The following is a 21,222-nucleotide window of genomic DNA, read 5'->3' as shown; positions in this document are numbered from 1 at the left end:
ATGAGTAGTCTTCTGAAGCTGGAAAATATCTGTAAACGTTACCCGGGCGTACAGGCCCTCAAGTCCATCAACCTGCAAGTTGAGCGCGGCGAAATCCATGCCTTGCTCGGGGAAAATGGCGCAGGCAAATCGACCCTGATGAAAATCCTTGGCGGTGTCGAGCATCAGGACGAAGGACAGATACTGATCGATGGTCAGGCGCAGCAATTTGCAACCTACCGCGACGCGATTGCCGCCGGTATCGGCATTGTGTTCCAGGAATTCAGTCTAATTCCCTACCTCACGGCGGTGGAAAATATCTTCCTCGGCCATGAGCTGAGCAACCGCTTCGGCCTGTTGCGCAAGCGCGAGATGGTCGAGGCTTCTGAAGCGCTGTTCAAACGCCTGGGCGTGACCATCGACCTGCAATGCGCGGTCAAGCACCTGAGCGTGGCCGAGCAGCAGTTTGTTGAAATCGCCAAGGCTCTGGCCCTGGACGCGCGGTTGCTGGTGCTCGACGAACCCACTGCAACCCTGACGCCTAGCGAGGCCGAACTACTGTTCGACATCATGCGCGAGCTAAAACGCCAGGGCGTGGCAGTGATTTTCATCTCGCACCATCTGGAGGAAATTTTCCAGGTTTGCGATCGCATCAGCGTGCTGCGTGACGGCGGCAACGTGGGCGTCACCGATGTGGTCGACAGCGATATCGACCGTTTGGTGGAAATGATGGTTGGTCGGCGTCTGGAGTGCAGCTTTCCGCCCAAGCCGACCACCCAGCGCGGGCCGCTGTTGCTGGAGGTCAAGGACATCCAGCTGGTGCGCAACGGTCCGCATAACCGCTTCCAACTGCATAAGGGCGAGATCCTCGGCTTTGCCGGGCTTGTCGGTTCGGGCCGTACCGAACTGGCGTTGGGCATGATGGGTGCACTGCCGTCAGTAAGCAAAGATGTGTGGCTGCGCGGCGAAAAAGTCACCCTCGGCGACCCGGCCCAGGCTCTGGCTCACGGCATCGGCTTGCTTCCGGAAAGCCGCAAGAGCGAAGGTTTGATCACCGATTTCAGCATTCGCGAAAACATCTCGCTGAACAACCTGCCCAAATACCAGAACGCTTCGGGCCTGATCGACAAGGGCCGCGAGTGCGCCAGCGTCGACAGCCTGATGAAGCAATTGTCGATCAAGGCACCCAGCGGCGAAAGCCGGGTGCTCAACCTCAGCGGCGGCAACCAGCAAAAGGTGGTGATCGCGCGCTGGATCGACCATCACTGCGATGTGCTGGTGTTCGACGAACCCACCCGCGGCATCGACGTCGGTGCGAAGGCGCAGATCTACGCACTCATGCGCACCCTCACTGAGCAGGGTTACGCAATCATCATGATTTCCTCCGAACTGCCGGAAGTTATCGGCATGTGCGACCGCGTCGCCGTGTTTCACAAGGGCGCTATCGTCAAGGTACTGGAAGCGTCTGCCGTCAATCCTCAAGAGGTCATGCGCCATGCAACAGGGGGCTCAAGTGAATACGTCCATTAATCTCAGCGACACCAGCCGACTGCGCCTGAACCTGGCGCGGCTGGTGCGTTCACCGGCGTTCTATCCGTTTGTCGGGCTCCTGGCCGTCACTCTGGTGATGATCTTCGCCAGCGACACCTTCCTGACCGCCAACAACCTGTCGAACATTGCCCGCCAGGTCTCGATCAACGCGATTATTGCAGTGGGTATGACCTGCGTAATTCTCACGGGCGGCATCGATCTTTCGGTAGGGCCAGTGATGGCGTTGTCCGGTACTTTGACCGCCGGCCTGATGGTCGCGGGCCTGCCGCCCGGCCTGGCGATTGGCGCAGGGATGCTGATCGGCGTGGCCTTCGGCATCGGCAACGGCCTGTTCGTCGCCTACCTGCATATGCCACCGATCATTGTCACCCTGGCGACTATGGGCATCGCTCGCGGCCTGGGTCTGATGTACACCGACGGCTACCCGATTTCCGGCTTGCCGGAGTGGTTCGGGTTCTTTGGTCGCCAAAGCCTGTTCGGTATTGAAGTGCCAATCCTGATCATGTTGATCACTTACTTCGCGTCCTATGTGCTGCTGCAACACACTCGCATTGGCCGCTACATCTACGCCATCGGCGGCAATGAGGAAGCGGTGCGTCTGTCCGGGGTGCGTGCGGCACGCTTCAAGCTGCTGGTGTATGGCATCAGCGGCTTGACCGCCGCGATTGCCGGCTTGGTGTTGACCTCGCGCCTGATGAGCGGCCAGCCGAACGCGGGTATCGGCTTCGAGCTGGATGCGATTGCCGCGGTGGTGTTGGGCGGCGCCTCGATTGCCGGTGGGCGCGGTGTGATTATCGGCACCTTGCTCGGCGCGATGCTGCTGGGCGTGCTGAATAACGGTTTGAACATGCTCGAGGTCTCGCCCTACGTCCAAAGCGTGATTAAGGGCGGGATCATTCTGCTGGCGATTTTTATCAGCCGTCAGCGCCACAAGTAAGCGATTAATAAAACGCGTCACCGCAACGCGGCCACCATGGTCGCGACGGGGGCTCTCATCTTGAATAAAGGTCAGAACACCATGGATAAGCACACCGAAATGCAAGCCGTCGTCTGCCACGGCCCGAAAGACTACCGCCTGGAGCGCATCAGCAAACCCCAGGCACGACCCAATGAGCTGGTAATTCGCATCGCCGCCTGCGGGATTTGCGCCAGTGACTGCAAGTGCCACTCGGGCGCCGCGATGTTCTGGGGTGGCGACAATCCGTGGGTCAAAGCGCCGGTAGTGCCGGGGCATGAGTTTTTCGGCTACGTGGTGGAAGCGGGCGAGGGCGCCGAGGAGCACTTTGAGGTCAAGGTCGGCGACAAGGTGATCGCCGAGCAAATCGTGCCATGTGGCAAGTGTCGATTCTGCAAGTCCGGCAAATACTGGATGTGCGAAGTCCATAACATCTTCGGCTTCCAACGCGAAGTGGCTGAGGGTGGCATGGCCCAGTACATGCGTATTCCCAAGACCGCCATCGTACACAAGATCCCAGAGTCGGTGTCGTTGGAGGATTCGGCGCTGATCGAGCCGATGTCCTGTGCGATTCACACTGTCAACCGTGGCGACATCCAACTCGATGATGTGCTGGTGATTGCCGGTGCCGGCCCCCTGGGCCTGTGCATGGTTCAGGTAGCGGCCTTGAAAACCCCGAAGAAACTGGTGGTGATCGACATGGTCGACGAGCGCCTGGAACTGGCGAAAAAATTTGGCGCCGACGTGGTGATCAACCCGTCCAGGGACAACGCCCGCGAGATCATCAACGGTCTCACCGATAACTACGGCTGCGACGTGTACATCGAAACTACCGGTGTGCCCGTGGGCGTGACCCAAGGTCTGGAGCTGATCCGTAAGCTGGGGCGTTTTGTCGAGTTCAGCGTGTTTGGCGCCGAAACCAGCGCCGATTGGTCGATCATCGGCGACCGCAAGGAGCTGGACGTACGCGGCGCGCACTTGGGACCGTATTGCTACCCGGTGGCCATCGACCTGTTCGAACGCGGCCTGATCACGTCCAAGGGCATCGTCACCCATGACTTCCCGTTGGATAACTGGGCCGAAGCGTTCGAGCTGGCCAATTCGGTGAAGTCGATCAAAGTGTTGTTGAAACCGGTCCAGCCATCCCATGAGTAACAGTATGCAATACGTCATCGGTGTGGACATCGGCACGCAAAGCACCAAGGCGCTGCTGGTAGATGGCGAGGGCCGGGTCATCGCCCAGCACAGACAAGGCTATCGCGTGGATACCCCGAAAGTGCGCTGGGCCGAGCAATGGCCGCAGGTCTGGCTGGACGCGGTCGAAAGCTGCGTCGCCCAGTGCATGGCCAAGGCCAGTGTCGCCAGGGAGGGCGTCAAAGCGCTGTGCATCAGTAGCCTTTACGGCGGTTCGGGGATTGCCGTGGATGCAGTGATCAAGCCGCTGCACCCGTGCCTGATCTGGATGGATCGGCGAGCGGGCGAGCAGGTGGAGTGGGTGCGTGAGCATGTCGACCTGGAGCGTCTCTTTCAGGTCACCGGCAACTCGGTGGACAGCTACTACGGCTTCACCAAGATGCTCTGGCTCAAGCAGCACCAGCCCGAGATCTGGGCCAACACCCGCTACCTGCTGCCGCCCAACAGCTACATCAACTATTGCCTGACCGGCGAGCTGGCAGTTGATCACAGCAGCGCCGGCAACATCGGTGGCGTCTATGACGTGACCGCGCGCGGCTGGTCGGCCGAGATGCTGGAGGCGCTGCAGATTCCGTTGGCGATGATGCCCGAGCGCTTGCTGTATTCCGGCGAAGTGGTCGGCGGTTTGCTGCCGGAGTGGGCGGGGCGACTGGGCTTGCCAGCGGGGATACCGATCCTCGCGGGTGGCGTCGATGCCGCCATGGCGACCCTGGCGGCCGGGGTCACGCAGCCGGGCAATCATGTGGCGATGATCGGCACGAGCATGTGCTGGGGGTATCTCAACCAACAGGTGGACGCGCGGCATGGTCTGGTGAGTATGCCTCACGTCTACAACGGCCATCAGGACCTGTACATCTTCGGCGGCGCTATCACCGCCGGGGCCTCGATCAGTTGGTTTCGCGAACAGTTCTGCCAGGCTGAAGAGCAACAGGCGCGGCAGAGTGGCGAGGACAGCCTGTGGTTACTGGAACAGAGCGCCGCGAAGATCCCGGCGGGCAGTGAAGGGCTGTTGTTCCTGCCTTACCTGATGGGTGAGCGCAGCCCGGTGTGGGACGACCACGCCAGCGGCAGTTTTGTCGGCCTGAACTTGTATCACAGCCGTATCCACCTGTATCGGGCGGTGTTGGAAGGGGTGAGTTTTGCCCTGCGGCACAACATCGAGGCGGGCACGCGGGGCGCGCATTCTCTCGATCCACGACTGATTGTGGTGGGTGGGGCGAGCCATTCGGATTTGTGGATGCAAATCATCGCCGACATCACTCGTTACCCGGTGTACACCATCGTCCAGGAAGTGGAAGCGGCCCTCGGCGCCGCGTTGCTGGCCGCCCACACGGTGGGCCTGGTGGACGAACGCCAGATGCAGCAGGGTTGGGTGCAACTGAAAAAACGGGCGCAGCCAATCCCACAAAACGTCACGGCTTATGACCTTGCTTTTGCCGATTACCTGCGCTTGTACCCGGCGTTGAAACCCATCATGCACAGCCTGCAAGCGCAATAGAGGAGGGTATATGAGCAGCATTCGCTTCGATTTTCGCGAGCAACGCATCTTAGTGACCGGAGCCAGCAGCGGCATCGGTCTGGAAATTGTCAGGCAGTTGCTGGCTTGTGGGGCCGAGGTGTTTGCCATGGGACGCAATCGCGAGGTGTTGCGTTCGTTGCAGGCTCAGGGCTGTGAAGCGCTGCCGGTTGACGTCGCTGACAGCGCGGCATTGGAGCTAGCCTTGCAAACCTTGCCGGTGATGCACGGGCTGGTCAATTGCGCAGGCATATCGGTGCTGGAATCGGCCCATGAAATCACCGCCGAAGGCTTTGACCGGGTCATGGCCGTCAATGCCCGGGCGGCGGCGCTGATTGCCAGTCGGGTCGCTTCAGTCATGATTGATGGGCGGGTCCGCGGTTCGATCGTCAATCTGTCGAGCCAGGCGTCATTGGTTGCGCTGGAGGAACATTTGGCCTATTGCGCCTCGAAGGCTGCAATGGATGCCATGACCCGGGTGCAATGTGCGGAGTGGGGCCGCCATGGTATTCGCGTCAATAGTGTCAACCCGACGGTGACCCTCACGCCCATGGCGGAACGGGCCTGGGCACTGCCTGAAAATCGCGACCCGGTGCTGGCTGCCATTCCCTTGGGACGGTTTGCCGAACCCGCTGAAATCGCGTGGCCGGTACTGTTTCTACTCAGCAGCGCGGCGAGCATGATCAGCGGCGTGAGCCTGCCAATCGACGGCGGATACACCTGTCGTTAACCCACTCTCCATCTCTTACGGACTGCGACGCTCATGACCTCCAAGCTGGAACAACTCAAACAAATGACCACCGTGGTTGCTGACACCGGCGACTTCGAAGCAATCGCTCGCGTGAAACCCGTTGACGCTACTACCAATCCTTCCCTGCTGCTGAAAGCAGCGGCCATTCCCGGCTATGCCGAGTTGCTGAATGATTGTGTTCACCACTGCAAGGGCGACGTGGGTTTGGCCAGCGACCGTTTTGGCGTGGCGGTAGGGCAAGAAATTCTGAAGGTTGTACCGGGTCGTATTTCCACTGAAGTGGATGCGCGCTTGTCGTTCGACACTGACGCGGTACTGAAGCGCGCGCACCGTCTGATCGAGCTGTATGACGAAGCCGGTATTGGCCGTGAACGCGTGCTGATCAAGGTCGCGTCCACTTGGGAAGGCATCCGCGCTGCCGAGAAACTGGAGCGCGAAGGTATTCAGACAAACCTGACCCTGCTGTTTTCCTTCGCCCAGGCGGTTGCCTGTGCGGAGGCCGGGGTGTTCCTGATTTCGCCGTTTGTAGGCCGGATCTACGACTGGTACAAAAAGGCCAACGGTAACGATTTCATCGGTTCCGATGATCCGGGCGTGCAGTCGGTGACGCGTATCTATAACTACTACAAGGCCAACGACTTCAAGACCGTGGTCATGGGTGCCAGCTTCCGTAACCTGAATCAGATCGAGCAGTTAGCTGGTTGTGATCGCCTGACTATCAGCCCGGAGTTGCTGGAAAAACTCGCCGCCGACACTGGCAAGCTTGAGCGCAAGCTGGCACCAGGCGCGGCTGCGGAGCCCCGTCAAAGCATGACCGAGAGTCAGTTCCGCTGGGAGTCCAACGAGGACGCCATGGCGACCGAGAAGCTGGCCGAGGGTATTCGCCAGTTCGCTCGCGACCAGGAAAAACTCGAAGTCTTACTCGCAACCAGAGCCTGATCCTGACTTGAGGCACCGACCTGGCAGTCTAACCGTATTGGGTCGGCCTTTCTTTTATTCCATTCAACTCTCTGGAGATTAGCGATGCCAAGCCGTCGTGAGCGTGCCAACGCCATTCGTGCCCTCAGCATGGATGCCGTGCAAAAAGCCAACAGCGGGCATCCCGGTGCCCCTATGGGTATGGCGGATATCGCCGAAGTACTTTGGCGTGACTACCTGAAGCACAACCCGAGCAATCCATCGTTCGCCGACCGTGACCGCTTCGTGCTGTCGAACGGCCACGGCTCGATGCTGATCTACTCGCTGCTGCACCTGACCGGCTACGATCTGTCGATCGATGACCTGAAAAGCTTCCGCCAACTGCACAGCCGTACCCCGGGCCACCCGGAATTCGGCTACACCCCAGGCGTAGAAACCACCACCGGTCCACTGGGCCAAGGCCTGGCCAGCGCCGTAGGTTTCGCCCTGGCTGAAAAAGTCCTGGCGGCGCAGTTCAACCGTCCCGGCCACAACGTCGTCGACCATCACACCTACGTGTTCCTGGGTGATGGCTGCATGATGGAAGGCATCTCCCACGAAGTCGGCTCCCTGGCCGGTACTTTGGGCCTGGGCAAACTGATCGCCTTCTACGATGACAACGGCATCTCCATCGACGGCGAAGTCGAAGGCTGGTTCACCGATGACACCCCGAAGCGTTTCGAAGCCTACAACTGGCAGGTGATCTGCAACGTAGACGGTCACGACCCGGAAGAGATCAAGACTGCGATCGAAACCGCGCGCAAAAGCGATCAGCCAACCCTGATCTGCTGCAAGACCACCATTGGTTTCGGTTCGCCAAACAAGCAAGGTAAAGAAGACTGCCACGGCGCCCCGTTGGGTGACGCGGAAATTGCTCTGACCCGTGCTGCACTGAAATGGAACCACGGTCCGTTCGAAATCCCGGCCGACATCTATGCCGAGTGGGACGCCAAGGAAGCCGGCCGCGCGGCCGAAGCCGAGTGGGATCAGCGTTTCGCTGCCTACTCCGCCGCTTTCCCTGAGCTGGCCAACGAACTGGTCCGTCGCCTGGGCGGCGATCTGCCGGAAGACTTCGCGGAAAAAGCCTCGGCTTATATTGCTGAAGTCGCGGCCAAGGGCGAAACCATCGCCAGCCGTAAAGCCAGCCAGAACGCACTGAATGCCTACGGCCCGCTGTTGCCTGAACTGCTCGGCGGCTCCGCTGACCTGGCCGGTTCCAACCTGACCCTGTGGAAAGGTTGCAAAGGTGTTTCGGCTGAAGACGCCAGCGGCAACTACATGTACTACGGCGTTCGCGAATTCGGCATGAGCGCGATCATGAACGGCGTGGCGTTGCACGGCGGTCTGGTGCCTTACGGCGCAACCTTCCTGATGTTCATGGAATACGCGCGCAACGCAGTACGCATGGCCTCGCTGATGAAGGAACGCGTGGTGTTCGTCTACACCCACGACTCCATCGGTCTGGGAGAAGACGGCCCGACTCACCAGCCGATCGAGCAGCTGACCAGCCTGCGCAGCACACCGAACCTCGACACCTGGCGTCCAGCCGATGCCGTTGAATCGGCCGTTTGCTGGAAAGAGGCCATCGAGCGCAAGGACGGCCCTTCGGCGCTGATCTTCTCGCGTCAGAACCTGCAGCACCAGGAACGCAGCGCGCTGCAGATAGCCGACATCGCCCGTGGCGGTTACGTGTTGAAGGACTGCGCAGGCGAGCCTGAGCTGATCCTGATCTCTACCGGTTCGGAAGTCGGCCTGGCGGTTCAGGCTTACGACAAGCTGACCGAGCAAGGTCGCAAAGTGCGCGTTGTTTCGATGCCGTGCACCAGCGTGTTCGATGCTCAAGACGCCGGCTACAAGCAAGCGGTTCTGCCGTTGCAGGTCAGCGCCCGTATCGCCATCGAAGCCGCTCATGCAGACTTTTGGTACAAGTACGTGGGCCTGGAAGGCCGCGTGATCGGCATGACCACCTACGGCGAGTCGGCGCCTGCGCCGGCGCTGTATGAGCACTTCGGCATTACCCTCGAAAACGTGCTTGAAACGGCGCAGTCCCTGCTGGCCAAGTCGCCGGTGGAGGAATAACCATGCGGGCGGATGTCGATCGCGAAGCCCTCGGTACCAGGGCGACGCCACTTACAGCGAGGTCGCAGCTGGCTTCTGAGCAGCGACCTTCCACCAAACATTATCTGCAACCGCTAGATGCAACCAGCCTGCCGTCCTGGCAGGCTCTGCAAAAGCACCGCCTCGCCATGCAGCGCTTCAATATGCGTGACGCATTCGAGGCTGACGCCGGACGTTTCAACGCGTTCAGCGCGTCCAGTTGCGGCCTCTTTCTGGACTACTCGAAGAACCTGATCACCCGAGAAACCCGCGATTTGTTGATCCAGCTGGCTCGAGAATCGGGGCTTGGTGAGGCGATCCAGGCGATGTATGTCGGCGAGCAGGTCAACACCTCTGAACGTCGTCCCGCCTTGCATACGGCCTTGCGTCGTCCGGTGGGTGATCGCTTGATCGTCGACGGACGCAACCTGATGCGCGACGTCCATGACGCCCTTGGGAAAATGACCGAAATCGTCGGCCGCATCCATGACAGATTATGGCGTGGCTACAGTGATAGAGCGATCACAGACGTGGTCAATATCGGTATTGGTGGTTCCTTTCTTGGGCCGGAACTGGTGTCTGAGGCGCTCTTGCCCTACCGCCACCCGTCGGGCGTGCGCTGTCATTATCTGGCGAACATCGATGGCAGTGAATTCCATGAGTTGACTGCACGTCTGGACGCCGAAACCACGTTGTTCATCGTTTCCAGCAAATCTTTCGCGACCCTGGAGACCCTGAAAAATGCCGAGGCAGCGCGTGCCTGGTACCTGAATAGCGGCGGCAATGAGCAAAAGCTCTACCGACATTTCATCGCCGTCACCAGTAACAACCAGGCGGCCATCGACTTCGGTATTCGCGAGAAAAACATCTTCCCAATGTGGGATTGGGTCGGCGGTCGCTATTCGTTATGGTCTGCGATCGGTTTGCCAATTGCCTTGGCCATCGGCATGACCAACTTCAAGGAGTTGCTCTCCGGTGCCAATGCCATGGATTGTCATTTCCTCAACGAGCCGCTCGAAAGCAATATGCCGGTGTTGTTGGCGATGCTTGGCATCTGGTACCGCAACTTCTGGGATGCCCAGGCCTATGCGTTCCTGCCCTACGATCATTACTTGCGAAACTTCGTAAAGCACCTGCAGCAGATGGATATGGAGTCCAGCGGCAAGAGCATTCGTCAGGATGGCTCCGCAGTGTCCTGCGGGACCGGGCCAGTGATCTGGGGCGGTGTCGGCTGCAATGGGCAACATGCGTATCACCAATTGCTGCACCAAGGGACGGCGCTGATACCGGCGGACTTTATCGTCCCGGTCGTCAGTCACAAACCGCTGGCCGATCACCATCACTGGTTGTACGCAAACTGCCTGTCGCAGAGCCAGGCGCTGATGTGCGGCAAGAACCTGAAAGAGGCCGAGGCCGAATTGCGGGCTAAGGGGCTGTCGAAAGCCAATGTACAGCGCCTGGCCCCGCACAAAGTGATCCCGGGCAACCGCCCCAGCAACACTCTGGTGATGGAAACCCTCGATCCCCGACGTCTCGGCGCATTGATCGCGCTGTATGAACACAAGGTATTTGTGCAGGGCGTAATCTGGGGGATCAACTCGTTCGATCAGTGGGGCGTTGAGTTAGGGAAAGAGCTGGGAACGAGCGTCTATAGCTGCCTGACAGGTTTCGACCCACCGCCCGCCGCCGACTGTTCGACTCAGGGCCTGATCGATTATTTCCGCGGACGTCATCGGGGTTAGAGCCTCATAAGACTGTGCGGGACTAACGCCTTCCGGTCTTGGAGGAAGGTAAAAACTTATGACGGTTGATTAATTCATTGTTTAAATAACCTGTGTATTGCAATCGTTAGCTCACCGTGGTCACTGTGCACTGGCAATACCTGGATTTTTCTCATGCTTTTGGTTCAGGTTATGCGGTGCCTTTTTATCTGCTTTCACTGGACGACAGCTCGGGGGGCAGCGTGGAAGGCATGGCACAGTTTTATAACGAGTATGGCCATGCCCTGAAATTTGACGGGGAGCATGGCTATACGCGGATGAGTCAGCTCTACGTAGAGTGGAACAAGATGCCGGCATTGAATGGCGGCTCGTTCTGGGCAGACCGTCGTGACTACAGTGCTGCAACCATCGCGCCGTTGTAGATTCCAAAGAAGAAAGAGAAGTACAACAAAACTGCGAATAGTTGCCTGAAACTTGCCGCCTCGGCCACCCAGTGTATGGCGGGATAGGTGGTGAAGATGCACAGCAAGGAAATCGCCAGCAACAGAGGCCGACGGCCAATGCGGTCGGAGATTGCGCCGCCGATGGGCAGCCAAATCAAATTGCTCAGGCCGACGAAGAGCGTGACCACCAGGCTGTCGGTGGTGCTCTGGTTTAGCACAGACCTGCCTAAAGTGGGGGGTGTAGACGGTAATCAGGTAGAAGGTGGTAGTGGTCATAAACGCCAGCAGACCGCCTGCCAGGACTGTGCGTCAGTTGTCTCGCTCAGACTGAAGCGTTGGTGGAAGACTAAAAAGCGCGCGCGCAGAGATTCGATCAGCGACTACAGGTATCGGGTTTGTTTGTGATGGCTTGCAGCATCAGGCCCAGAAGTTGGCATACGGAGCTCAGCCGTTCTCCAACTCACCTGCAATCACCACCTTATCGCGAGATTTTTGCGGGTTCGCCAAGCGGTCCAGCAGCATCTGTACCGCGCTGCTACCAGCCAGCGATGCATCGTGAACGACACAAGCGATCGGTATCCCGAAGATATCGGCGAACGGCAGACGGTCGATGCCGCAGATTGTGATGCTGTCTTGAGGTATATTTCGGGCGCGCAACGCTTTCAATGCGCCCAGAGTAATCAGCTGGTTGAAACCTATGATTGCGTCCGGTGCAGACCGGTCCTGCAAGTAGGCGAGTGTGTTCTGATAGGACGGCTCGAGGGTGTAATCGCCCGGGTATATATCGACCTGCACCGTCGGATGTTCCGCCAGCACAGCGTGCAATCCTTTGAGTCGTTCCACGGTAATCCGTGAGTGCTTAGGCCCGGTCAATACCAGCAAACGCTTCATACTGGGGGCATGGGCGAGCAGGTATTGCGCGGCCTTCAAGCCGCTGTCGTAGTTGTCCAGAACCACTCGACTGAAAGGGCTGTCATGGATCGTGCGGTCCAGCAGCACCACTGGCGTCTTGCCACTGCTCAGCCGCTCAAGATAATCGGGTTGATAGTCGGGCTCGTCCGACACCGGCGACAGAATGATCCCCGCCACCCGGTAACCCAGCAGGGTGGCCACGGCACTGTTTTCCAAATCTTCAAGCTTGTCGGTGTCCAACAGCATGATGGTGTAACCGTGCTTCTTCGCCTCTCGGGAAATGGCCTTGATCATCTCGCTGTAGAACGGGTTGTCAACCGACGCGGTGATTACCCCGATGATTAAGCTTTCGCTGCGTTTGAGCCCTCGAGCAAACGTGTTGGGCACGTAGTCCAGTTCACGGGCCACCTCAAGGATTTTCGCCAGCGTAGCTGGCTTGACCAGGTTTGGCTTGCTCAAGGCCCTTGAGACCGTGGTGGTGGTCATGTTGACCCGCTTGGCGATGTCGCTGACGGTGACGGTTTTTTTCTTGTTCATCGGGTTGCAGGGCGTGTGCCGGCCTTTGAAAAATAACATTGGCAGAGGCTAACACGGGGTGTAGCGGATCGCTTGTCGGTTTGTATGCAAACCGTAAGGCATAACATAGCGACTGAGCTGCACGCAGTGCGCTTCATTACGTTGCCCCGGTGGGGGAGAAGGACATGTACATAACTCGTGCGATGGCAAACATTTCGCCGTTTCTTTAAGCCGAGCAATGGTTGCTAATGGCCGATTCCTGCCTGCTGTGAAGGTCGGGTTTGCATAGCCAGGGGCCGAATCGCATCTGTAATCGCTTTCGCATTTGTGTCCAGAGCTTCCATGGCCATGACTGCGTTATCTGCGACATTCTCTGAAAGCCACTTCGTGATCTCTTCAATCGCCGCACTCAAGCCTCCGAGGCATTGGAGTTGATTACATCTGCGGTCTCTCGAATCGAGCAAACGAATCAGCAGATAACTCTGGCGTCCAAACAACAGACCATTGTTGCAGGAGAGGTCAGTCGAAACGTGGAGCGAGTACGCAAAGTCGCGGAAAATAGTGAACAGGAAAGCAATCAGTTACAGAGTTCGACAGAAGAACTACAGCAGGTGGGCAGAGAACTGAATTCAGCAGTTGACCACTTTCGAACGTAACCGCATTAGTCCGTTTGATGGGGGTATCTCGTATTGCGTCAACTTTGTTGCTTAGAGTAAAGCTTCGAATGACGTAATTAGGTCCAGTAGTGTTGAAAGCTCAGATGTTATTTTATTCTCCTCCAATTTAGCCATTAGCGCGTTAAGTTGTTCGCGAATAGCGTCGATAGACTGAAGCTTGCTTAAGTTTGGTAGAGTTGTTTTCAGATTCTCAACCTCATCCCATGCTAAGTGAATGTATGCATCTAGTGAAGCCACGTTCTTGTGCCCGGTAAGTTCACACACTTTTCTTTTCAAGGTTTCACTGCCTAGCATGGCGGCCTTGAAGTCCTTGAGAGTATTTACATCTGCTTTAAAGATTTCAGCGACGAATATCTTTGTTATGAAACGATGTCGGAATAAGTGAGGGCTGATAGGGTCCTCGATTCCTGAAATCCGTTTAAGAGTATGTAGCTCTGCAGTCATATGATTTGGTTGTAAAGGGGCACCTGTACTTTCGCTCACAAAAAGATAGCCATGATCAAACCCTTTTGTAAAAAATTTTCCGATCAGCGGAGCGCGATAGTCGGTGATAAAGTCCTCTAAAAGCTTAATGTCTAGCGGCGAAATTGGGATCTCACGCATTATGACTGGCTGTTGATTTGAGGGCGACTGGGAATGACCCCGTTTCACGGTCCTCACTGATAAATACCCAGTGAGTGCAGCACTATGTACCGCATCGACAGACAGTAGGCTGAGTTCCATACGACGCCCACCTGTCATTTCAAGTGCTCGGATCATTACCCTACGGCGCGCTTTGATAAACGTTGAACTACCCTGGTCTCGATGAGCAGCTAGCCGAAGTTGTCTGATATTATTTGCGTTAATAGGAAACCGTTTCGAAGTTCTAGATTCTAATGCAAGGGCAGGGTGGAATTGGACCGTGCGCTTGAAGCGAGTGCCATTTGGCGCGGTTATAGTTAATTCTTTAGTCTCAATGGATAGTTTAGGAGGGGTGGAGAAAACCTCGGAAACATATGAGATTAATTGTAGGCAGTTTCGGCCAATATTGACAACGTGATTTTGTTCGCGTTTTTTTGTTCCGTTATCCGCTCTTTCACCTAATAAAGTAGTGATAAAAAAAGCAAACTGGCTATCTGTAATTTTCAATAATGAGGTGTTTTGAGCGTAAACGTATCTCAGCAGATGGGAGATATTGGTTGCATAAGATAATAAAGTTCCTCCCCGTTGTGAACGAGATCGGCCTTGCTCATACAGTTTGAGCATCCATAAATTTGCCTCAAGACACCAAGCACCATTTGGCCAACTCAATGTTGGTATCGCCGATGCCTCGGTAACTATCACTGAGTGATTGGGAGCCACAGCGAATGGCAATGTATCACCGGGCAAAGTAACCCTGTAAAGTTTTTTCATGGGTTGTTGTCGTTGTCGTTGTCGTTGTCGTTGGAGCTAACAGTGCTCAGCATATCTATAAGCTCTCTGCGCTCCTTGTGAAACAACGCCATTAAGGTTGGGTCTTTATAGGTGTTCGCATAGTAAGCTGTTTGTGCCATTGAGATTTTAAGTATTTTAGTCAGTCTGAGTAAGTCAATATTTAATCTAGCACAATCGTGCTGAAGTCTATTAATAGCCTGCTTTTGCGTCGATCTAGGCTTTTCGGTGGTTTTTTTTATTTCGCTTGTTATTATCAAGTACACGGTGGTTCTAAGCTTGTCCACAGCTTCAAACCCACCGGGTGCTACTTTGGCACAGTAGCGCTTAAATGTGTTGAGCGAAGATGGAATGATAGATTTTTCTGGAATGGACACTCTGCAAAGATTTCCCTGGCTTCTAAGATGGAAATCAAAATTTGGCAGAGTTTTATATATGCTTGGGTTCGATTCTATTTCGTTTAGCAGTGAAATAAGGGATAATATTGATGTTGTTTGAGCATGGAAGCCATCCTCTGCAGTCATTAGATAGTCTCCCTGATGGTTGCAACTATTTTATATGATGAACCGTTTGGGCCATAGATGAAGCTTGGTTCAATTAACACTTCTCCCAATCTTAAGCTATGGTCTAGCAAGGTATCTAAAGCTTCTGCTGAGATGATGGAAAAATCCTGTACATCATATTTTTTGCGGATATAGTTCCTAAGTTCATCTGTTCCTGGCCGCGAGCTCTTTATTGCATCTGTGCCCCATTCTGCTTTGATTTCTCTAAGGGCCTTCCCGGGTGTATTTTCAGTAATGTAATGATAGACCATCTCGCTTTCTGTATGGCCAAGTACCCATCTAAGTACATCAAGGCTATCATCTTCCTGATTCCAGAAGAAAATTTGTGCGAAAAAACGCCGTAATTGGTGGTGCCGAAAATAATATCGACGACCACGATCGTCGCATTGTGACTGCGTATAATCGCAGAAATAGTCTAAGCTTGCATTGTATGAAGTATGCGAAATAGTGGTAATCCCACCATAAACGCTTGGGTGACTGAAAATAGGCTTAAGCCGGTTTAGTAAGCCTAGCGCAGTAAGTTCTTTTTGAAGTCGCTGCAACGTTTGAATCATTTCAGAGGCAATTTGTGGAATTGGACGTTCAATCGTTTCGTTTATACCTAGCGCCCCACTTTTGCGATTAATAGTAATAAGGCTCGTTAAATCCGCGCTCAAACAAGTTTCAGCGCTGGCGCTTCGCAGTTCTGATTCGCGTCTTGCTTGCAAAGTGCCAACAGTAAACTGAATGGCGCCGTAGAGCACGCGCAGCAACTCCCAGAGTCCTGGGTTTGATCTGAAGTCTTCAAAGTATTGCGATTTGGATTTTCGGACAGTTGAGAACTTCTCTTCCGCTGTTACGTTGGTCCAATAGATTACCCCGATTGATTTTAATGGCGCAGGGAGAAGACCCTGGATGCTCGACCCTGCAAATAGTCTGAACAAAGTTTCTGGGGAATATTTTGACTTGTCGGCAATGTCTAAAAAAGCATCGACTATAATTTCGCCGTAGTCGAGATAAAAGCTAATGGCACACTTCAGGCTATTGAGTATGATATTTGAGGGTGCAGATATGTAACGACCGCTCGCCGCACACCCAAATTGCTCTACTAAATGTTTCACTGAAAGCTCGGGTAGAGCCGTTTGAGGTGCATGGCTTGACCGTTGCGTTAGTCTTTTAAGTACATCTATCTCACCGGCGTAGTCAGCGAGCCTGTGTAAGTCCATATACTGGTGCTTGCCTCGGGTAGGTGCACGATCTTTCTCGATTCGACGTCTATCGATAGGGGCTAGACATAAATGTACAGGGACCGCAAAGTGAGATTTTCCCCATAGAGTATTTGGAAGAACCTCGGCGATAATTTTACGGCTGTGAGGTACATACCTGAATTTTGACATATTGCATTTTTTATAGAATCCGTTGATCCACAATGCTGCTCTACATTCAGCTATGTATTCCAGTGTTAAGTGTTCTACTTTATTTGAACTATCTTCCGTGTCTGATGGTTGATGGCATGATGCATCCTCAATGTTTTCTATTAAATATGGAACGGTCCTAAGAGCGCTTTCGATCGCGCTTTTAGGGGATTTTTGAATTATGTCACTCAGGAAGGTTTCCAGGCGTCGAGGCCAGTCATAAATCGCTGAGGAAATGTGGGAGTTTCCGGCTAAATTGGCAAGCAAATATTTTCGGTCATTTTCATTGAAAAGAGAAAGACCGTACTCTCGAAGAGAACAATGATCACAATGTAAAATAAAGTAATCGATAAGGTTTAAAATCTTTTTTACTTTTTTTCCTTTCGTGGCTTTATTAGCATATAGCCCTCTATGCGGGCTAGACCAGTCTGCTGTGCAAATCCACATTTTAAACAGATTGAGCGTTTCTTTGTAAAATGGGTCAGTTAGCTTGGCACCATCTGGCATTTGCACTTCAAAATTTATAACGATATTGCATTTGTCTCCCAAGTCTAGTTCCCAACTCGGAGAGTCATATTCGGAGTATAAAAAGGACGCTGATGTATATTTTTCTGTTTGTTTCTCTTCATATTGATCAATTAAAGATAAGCTGGCTGGCTTTTTTCTATTGGAGTTTTTCATAAATTAGCTCGTCAAGTGAGTGTAACGGGCCAAGTGCTTGAGCTTGCTCCAGTAGGTCAAGTGCTTCTAGTTGATTTTCTGGGTCGTCTTTTAGGTATTTAAATAAAAGCTCTCCAAATTCTGCCCAGTGCGCGGCGTGTCCTTGAAGGCGGTTTCCACTTTTTTCTTTGGCGTCAACCAGCGTAATTAGAACTCTAGCAATTTCTACACTAATTGAAATTACTGCTTTGCCTGATGTTGGCACGGGAGAATTTTTATCTGGTTCTCTCTGGCTATCCTTTCCCAAATTAAGGGAAAAGTTTTCCATGAACTCGACAAGTTCATCCATAGAAGCGAATCCAGATGCTTTAAGTAGATGTTTGGTGTTTTGCATGGACTGAATAATTATTCCTGTCTGAAATCTCCTAACCCAGCGGTCTCGAAAAAAGTAGAGAATGCTCTTAGGTAGATATCTTTCCAGTAAGTCTGCTTCATAGCGTAAATGGCCTAGCGCTTCAGCCATGGCGTGAACACTACCGGTCTTCAAAAAGACTATTACAGCCGCCGTTGCTCTTATCGCAGTTGGCTTCAATAAAGATGTTGCTAATTCGTTATTAATGTCTTCTTCATAGGGGAACAGCTTGTTAAGCTGGTCGCGTAAATCAACAGTTTTGAATGCCATATTGTTGGTTTTACATCGGTATTTTTGCGGGATGCCAGTGCCACTTTTAGCTGTCAGTAAAAGTTGCCGCCATGCGTCATCCCCATTATTTTTGAGGAACTCCCTTAAGGGGGATGTCATGGCTATGATTGTTTCAATTAAACTGTGGCCTTCTTCGGTTAGCTTCAAGCGCATTTCCGATCTTGCAGCACCTTTTCGATCTTTGAAACCGTGCAGGTAAGTAGGGATATCCCCTTTTTCTACTCCACGTGTGTTGCCGTGTTTGTCATATAATTCAACGCTAGCTAAAAAACTAGGAGTAATGCGAGGGTCATTTTTTATTAGCTTAAGGCAAAATGGCAGCAAGCTATCCGTGCATGCTAGCCCAAGCTTCTCTCCAACCCCTGTAGCCGGAGTATTATAACCATTCATTGATCTTAGCAATTCACCGTATCCATGCGTATCTAGAGTGGCAGCTAAATTGTCAAAGGCGCAGGGGTTGTTCGGTGAAAGTAACCATTTGTTTCCACCCGGTATCCCAGGATAAGTTCCGACCTTTACTGGAATACCAATATTACGTGAGTAATCAAAGTTTTTTATATGTTGTCTTGTTTCCGCGATTTTTTGATCGCACCATGCCTCGACGATTTCAGCGCTACGGAAAATTCTGTGTTTAATTATATTGAATGCACGATCATCTGAGATGTGCATCGGTATTTTTATAGTTAGTTTGTTTTTATACTCTGTGCCGTCTTCATCTATAATATGCGAATCCGCGCCTGGCGGATGCTCCGACTCAGGCTCTGGAAAGTCATAAGGGGGAGCAAAAAGTGAACTGGTCAATAACCAATTTTTAATGAAATATGTAATGGCTCCGCGCCATGTGTTAACCGCACTTGCATGGGTGGCGGTTTTCGCTACTTTGGATTTATAGTAGAAAATAAAAAAGTCATTGAAAAAATTCGTTGAGCCAACGTTTGTCAATAAGTCCGACGAGGTGAGCTTGCACTCATTTGAGTTCACGTATTCGCTCATTTTTGTTATTGCTTGGATTAGCCCCGTTCTTCTAGTTGAAAGGTAGTTTGTACAAATGTTGTATAGTAGTTCTGTGAAGTCACGTCCGAATTTAATATAAAAAGGTAATAGTGGTAGATTTATTTTTATTCCAGATGCGTTTTCACAGTTCCATGCGGTCCATAACCAAACTTTTTCTCCGTCGAGAGGAGCTTGTTCAAATTCCGATTGAGCAACAGCATAATTTTCTAGAATGTTTTTGCCGTTTGGACTAGGAGCGCGGAGTTCAGTGTTTCTTATGCGACACGTTAGAATGTCTAGCAATCTAATTAGAAATCCTCTGCGCGAAGGGCTTATATCGCGAAATTTTGCACTGCATAGAGCCCCTTTGAATATTGTTAGGAGACTTTCGCTATTAGGGCTTGCGATTTCACGAAGGCTGAGCGTTTGACCGGTGATCGGGCGTCAAGGTAGCGGTCTGTTCAAATCTCGCGAAACCTTACGCAGCGGCCGTTGAGCGCCTCTATCCAACACTCGATGGATACTCCTACAGCTTTGAGGTTGGCGCCGTTAAGCCCTCTTTCAAGATATACAGCCATGCGATTCACGCTGTATCGGCTTCGCCGGCAGATGTCTGGATGATTGGGGATTCCAAGGAGTGCGATTGCGATGGCCCAACCGCGTTCGGAATGCGAGGGTTCTGGCTGGATCGACAAGGCCGAAGCACCCATAGTTCTCTAGATCAATTTGCCAACGGTGTTCTTGGCGTTTGCTTGTAGTCATGCCGCTGGTAGAAGCGCTTAGCTGTACAAGCCTTCACTTATGCGGATCAACATTTCTTCGACGTAATGAAAGCCAACGGTGGTCTGAAGTAACTCAAACGGGCTTTTTCCTGCGAGATGGGATTTAGGTTTGGTGAGCCAGTGAGTCGCTTTTTCGGATGCACCGAAAACAGCGGTCGCCATCGCAAACATATGCACGGCGCGGTACATCCGATCGCTGGCACCGACGTCTAAGGGCAGATCGTCTTTTAGATAAGCTTGGAACATTTTATTTGGGATGATCCATTCCCGGTCCATAGACCTTAGGACGCCGTCATTGCAGAGCGCCTGGAGCCTAGCGGCTGGAAAGCCGGACTCTATCGATTTATGTATGGCGAGATCTGAGGCGTCAGGCGGGATACGCAAATACGTATCAAGCAGAGACCTGTAAGCCCTATGTAGGGCGGCCCGTGGGGATTCCGATGATGGCCGAATAACTGATGAGCGAACTATCGGGCTTAGCACAATCAAGCCATTTTGCATCTCGACACTGAGCTCGTCGCCAATCCCCAAGCCGGTTTGGGCAAGGAGTTCGGCAGGAAGATTGATAATTACATCTCCGCTGCCATCTTTTGGATCGATGCTCTCGACTACCCAACGGTTCTTTTCGCTCATAATCCATGCACTCGCGTTATCGTTCGAGTCGTTCGATTATGCTCGCCTTATCATGCCTACGCACGTTTGGCGCAGCGTTTTCACTTGGCGAGACTGTCTAGGTGTGCGTTAGCCATTCTCCCTGGGCGAAGGCATCGTTGGTGCGGATGGAGTGGCCGATATACAGTTTCCGCACCGCGAGTTGCGCAATAGCGAAGCCCCGCTACGGGCCTTCTTAACCGGGTGCAACGGAGACAAGTCAGAGGACCGGATCATAGTTGAAATGATTCTCGGAGTGCCTGCGCCTTTTCCGACGCCAATCTCCCAGTGAGTTGCAGCGCGGCCGTCAATTGCAATGGCCTGACGCCGGTCTTAATCAGCCGGGGTAACCAGGTGTGGGCCGCCTGCGCGCCCGCCACTTCGATGTCGATCCGAATACCGCCGTTGGCGCCCCTGGGGCCGGCGACAACACCTTGCAGGTAGAGCAAGTCTCTGTTTATTGCGGCGTCAAGACAGATTCGGTCTGTCGTCACGATCCGTGACCACATCGACGCACCGCAGTTCTTGACTTCGGCGGCCGTGTGCGTTGGTGCCATGTCGGTGCTGCTCAGCGGCATGTTCCTGGCAAGGCGTGGACGTTCTATCAACGTTGCAAGCGGCTGCAACTGACTGCACAGATTGGCTGCAACTAGGTGGTCATGTGGTCAGAAGCTTCGCTATAGAACTTCATCGACGCTGATTCGACAACGTCCTGGTGCGCTTCGAGTTCCCTTACGCAGAGGGGGCATGAAGATCAGAGAGGAGGACTTCAAGCTCTCCTCATAACAGCAATCAGC

At 53.6% G+C, this 21,222-nt stretch carries 16 protein-coding genes and 3 pseudogenes; 11 read left to right on the top strand and 8 right to left on the bottom strand.

Translation table 11 applies throughout. The annotated features are described in order from the left end of the window. The 9 genes and pseudogenes from IAI51_RS09805 to IAI51_RS09765 form a co-directional block, all read left to right on the top strand. The gene (locus IAI51_RS09805; RefSeq protein ID WP_187678280.1) at nt 1-1,509 is read left to right on the top strand and encodes a sugar ABC transporter ATP-binding protein; all 1,509 of its coding nucleotides are present in this window, start codon (nt 1-3) and stop codon (nt 1,507-1,509) included. Continuing rightward, nucleotides 1,475-2,467: an ABC transporter permease gene (locus tag IAI51_RS09800; protein ID WP_187678279.1), complete on the top strand. Its 993-nt coding sequence runs from the start codon at nt 1,475-1,477 to the stop codon at nt 2,465-2,467. Before IAI51_RS09805 ends, IAI51_RS09800 begins: the two co-directional genes overlap by 35 nt. Before the next feature lie 81 nt (nt 2,468-2,548). Then, nucleotides 2,549-3,640: an alcohol dehydrogenase catalytic domain-containing protein gene (locus IAI51_RS09795; RefSeq protein WP_187678278.1), complete on the top strand. Its 1,092-nt coding sequence runs from the start codon at nt 2,549-2,551 to the stop codon at nt 3,638-3,640. Between the two features lie 4 nt (nt 3,641-3,644). Then, on the top strand, nt 3,645-5,177 hold the full coding sequence (locus IAI51_RS09790) for an FGGY-family carbohydrate kinase (protein WP_187678277.1): 1,533 nt from the start codon (nt 3,645-3,647) through the stop codon (nt 5,175-5,177). 10 nt (nt 5,178-5,187) lie between these two features. Continuing rightward, entirely contained in the window at nt 5,188-5,925 is a 738-nt protein-coding gene (locus tag IAI51_RS09785) for an SDR family oxidoreductase (protein ID WP_187678276.1), read from the top strand. Between the two features lie 33 nt (nt 5,926-5,958). After that, a complete protein-coding gene (tal, locus tag IAI51_RS09780; RefSeq protein WP_187678275.1) occupies nt 5,959-6,885 on the top strand; it encodes a transaldolase in 927 nt (308 codons plus the stop codon). An 84-nt stretch (nt 6,886-6,969) separates the two neighbouring features. Next, nucleotides 6,970-8,982: a transketolase gene (gene tkt / locus IAI51_RS09775; protein ID WP_187678274.1), complete on the top strand. Its 2,013-nt coding sequence runs from the start codon at nt 6,970-6,972 to the stop codon at nt 8,980-8,982. Between the two features lie 2 nt (nt 8,983-8,984). Further along, nucleotides 8,985-10,742: a glucose-6-phosphate isomerase gene (gene pgi, locus IAI51_RS09770; protein WP_262410324.1), complete on the top strand. Its 1,758-nt coding sequence runs from the start codon at nt 8,985-8,987 to the stop codon at nt 10,740-10,742. Between the two features lie 188 nt (nt 10,743-10,930). After that, nucleotides 10,931-11,119 (top strand): annotated as a pseudogene (locus IAI51_RS09765) (maltoporin); the annotation flags it as partial. Here the strand turns inward: IAI51_RS09765 and IAI51_RS09760 are convergent. After that, nucleotides 11,116-11,473: pseudogene (locus IAI51_RS09760) on the bottom strand (MFS transporter); the annotation flags it as partial. The pseudogenes IAI51_RS09765 and IAI51_RS09760 sit on opposite strands and share 4 nt — an antisense overlap. Nucleotides 11,474-11,608: 135 nt before the next feature. After that, a complete protein-coding gene (locus IAI51_RS09755) occupies nt 11,609-12,613 on the bottom strand; it encodes a LacI family DNA-binding transcriptional regulator (protein ID WP_187678273.1) in 1,005 nt (334 codons plus the stop codon). Between the two features lie 116 nt (nt 12,614-12,729). Here IAI51_RS09755 and IAI51_RS28220 point away from each other — a divergent pair. Continuing rightward, nucleotides 12,730-12,822: pseudogene (locus IAI51_RS28220) on the top strand (AraC family transcriptional regulator); the annotation flags it as partial. 477 nt (nt 12,823-13,299) lie between these two features. Here the strand turns inward: IAI51_RS28220 and IAI51_RS09750 are convergent. Genes IAI51_RS09750 through IAI51_RS09735 form a run of 4 tightly spaced genes read right to left on the bottom strand, consistent with a single transcriptional unit; the run spans nt 13,300 to nt 18,992 of the window. After that, nucleotides 13,300-14,661: a tyrosine-type recombinase/integrase gene (locus IAI51_RS09750; protein ID WP_187678272.1), complete on the bottom strand. Its 1,362-nt coding sequence runs from the start codon at nt 14,659-14,661 to the stop codon at nt 13,300-13,302. Then, nucleotides 14,658-15,203: a hypothetical protein gene (locus IAI51_RS09745; RefSeq protein WP_187678271.1), complete on the bottom strand. Its 546-nt coding sequence runs from the start codon at nt 15,201-15,203 to the stop codon at nt 14,658-14,660. The genes IAI51_RS09750 and IAI51_RS09745 overlap by 4 nt, the downstream gene beginning before the upstream one ends. After that, a complete protein-coding gene (locus IAI51_RS09740) occupies nt 15,203-17,317 on the bottom strand; it encodes a hypothetical protein (protein ID WP_187678270.1) in 2,115 nt (704 codons plus the stop codon). Before IAI51_RS09740 ends, IAI51_RS09745 begins: the two co-directional genes overlap by 1 nt. Beyond that, nucleotides 17,301-18,992 carry a hypothetical protein gene (locus IAI51_RS09735; protein ID WP_187678269.1) on the bottom strand — a complete coding sequence of 564 codons (1,692 nt, stop codon included), beginning with the start codon at nt 18,990-18,992 and terminating at the stop codon, nt 17,301-17,303. The genes IAI51_RS09740 and IAI51_RS09735 overlap by 17 nt, the downstream gene beginning before the upstream one ends. A gap of 566 nt (nt 18,993-19,558) precedes the next feature. Here IAI51_RS09735 and IAI51_RS28215 point away from each other — a divergent pair. After that, a complete protein-coding gene (locus IAI51_RS28215) occupies nt 19,559-19,750 on the top strand; it encodes an HAD hydrolase-like protein (RefSeq protein WP_187678289.1) in 192 nt (63 codons plus the stop codon). Nucleotides 19,751-19,771: 21 nt separating this feature from the next. On the opposite strand, the gene IAI51_RS09725 is transcribed toward IAI51_RS28215, so the two are convergent. Beyond that, complete coding sequence (locus IAI51_RS09725) at nt 19,772-20,407, bottom strand: antitoxin Xre/MbcA/ParS toxin-binding domain-containing protein (RefSeq protein WP_187678268.1); 636 nt, start codon at nt 20,405-20,407, stop codon at nt 19,772-19,774. Between the two features lie 251 nt (nt 20,408-20,658). Continuing rightward, nucleotides 20,659-20,982 (bottom strand): hypothetical protein, encoded by a 324-nt coding sequence (locus tag IAI51_RS09720; RefSeq protein ID WP_187678267.1) that lies wholly within the window; start codon nt 20,980-20,982, stop codon nt 20,659-20,661. Between the last annotated feature and the right edge of the window lie 240 nt (nt 20,983-21,222).

Origin of the sequence: Pseudomonas sp. N40(2020) (genome assembly GCF_014472415.1) — a bacterium.
Taxonomy (GTDB): domain Bacteria; phylum Pseudomonadota; class Gammaproteobacteria; order Pseudomonadales; family Pseudomonadaceae; genus Aquipseudomonas.
The sequence above is the reverse complement of the archived record's forward strand: the minus strand, read 5'-3'. Positions and strand labels throughout refer to the sequence as shown.

Bases quoted from the DNA above. Each gene is read 5' to 3' on its own strand.
- IAI51_RS09805 (WP_187678280.1), top strand. From the start codon at position 1: ATGAGTAGTCTTCTGAAGCTGGAAAATATCTGTAAACGTTACCCGGGC.
- IAI51_RS09800 (WP_187678279.1), top strand. From the start codon at position 1,475: ATGCAACAGGGGGCTCAAGTGAATACGTCCATTAATCTCAGCGACACC.
- IAI51_RS09795 (WP_187678278.1), top strand. From the start codon at position 2,549: ATGGATAAGCACACCGAAATGCAAGCCGTCGTCTGCCACGGCCCGAAA.
- IAI51_RS09790 (WP_187678277.1), top strand. From the start codon at position 3,645: ATGCAATACGTCATCGGTGTGGACATCGGCACGCAAAGCACCAAGGCG.
- IAI51_RS09785 (WP_187678276.1), top strand. From the start codon at position 5,188: ATGAGCAGCATTCGCTTCGATTTTCGCGAGCAACGCATCTTAGTGACC.
- tal (WP_187678275.1), top strand. From the start codon at position 5,959: ATGACCTCCAAGCTGGAACAACTCAAACAAATGACCACCGTGGTTGCT.
- tkt (WP_187678274.1), top strand. From the start codon at position 6,970: ATGCCAAGCCGTCGTGAGCGTGCCAACGCCATTCGTGCCCTCAGCATG.
- pgi (WP_262410324.1), top strand. From the start codon at position 8,985: ATGCGGGCGGATGTCGATCGCGAAGCCCTCGGTACCAGGGCGACGCCA.
- IAI51_RS09755 (WP_187678273.1), bottom strand. From the start codon at position 12,613: ATGAACAAGAAAAAAACCGTCACCGTCAGCGACATCGCCAAGCGGGTC.
- IAI51_RS09750 (WP_187678272.1), bottom strand. From the start codon at position 14,661: ATGAAAAAACTTTACAGGGTTACTTTGCCCGGTGATACATTGCCATTC.
- IAI51_RS09745 (WP_187678271.1), bottom strand. From the start codon at position 15,203: ATGACTGCAGAGGATGGCTTCCATGCTCAAACAACATCAATATTATCC.
- IAI51_RS09740 (WP_187678270.1), bottom strand. From the start codon at position 17,317: ATGAAAAACTCCAATAGAAAAAAGCCAGCCAGCTTATCTTTAATTGAT.
- IAI51_RS09735 (WP_187678269.1), bottom strand. From the start codon at position 18,992: ATGAGCGAATACGTGAACTCAAATGAGTGCAAGCTCACCTCGTCGGAC.
- IAI51_RS09725 (WP_187678268.1), bottom strand. From the start codon at position 20,407: ATGAGCGAAAAGAACCGTTGGGTAGTCGAGAGCATCGATCCAAAAGAT.
- IAI51_RS09720 (WP_187678267.1), bottom strand. From the start codon at position 20,982: ATGGCACCAACGCACACGGCCGCCGAAGTCAAGAACTGCGGTGCGTCG.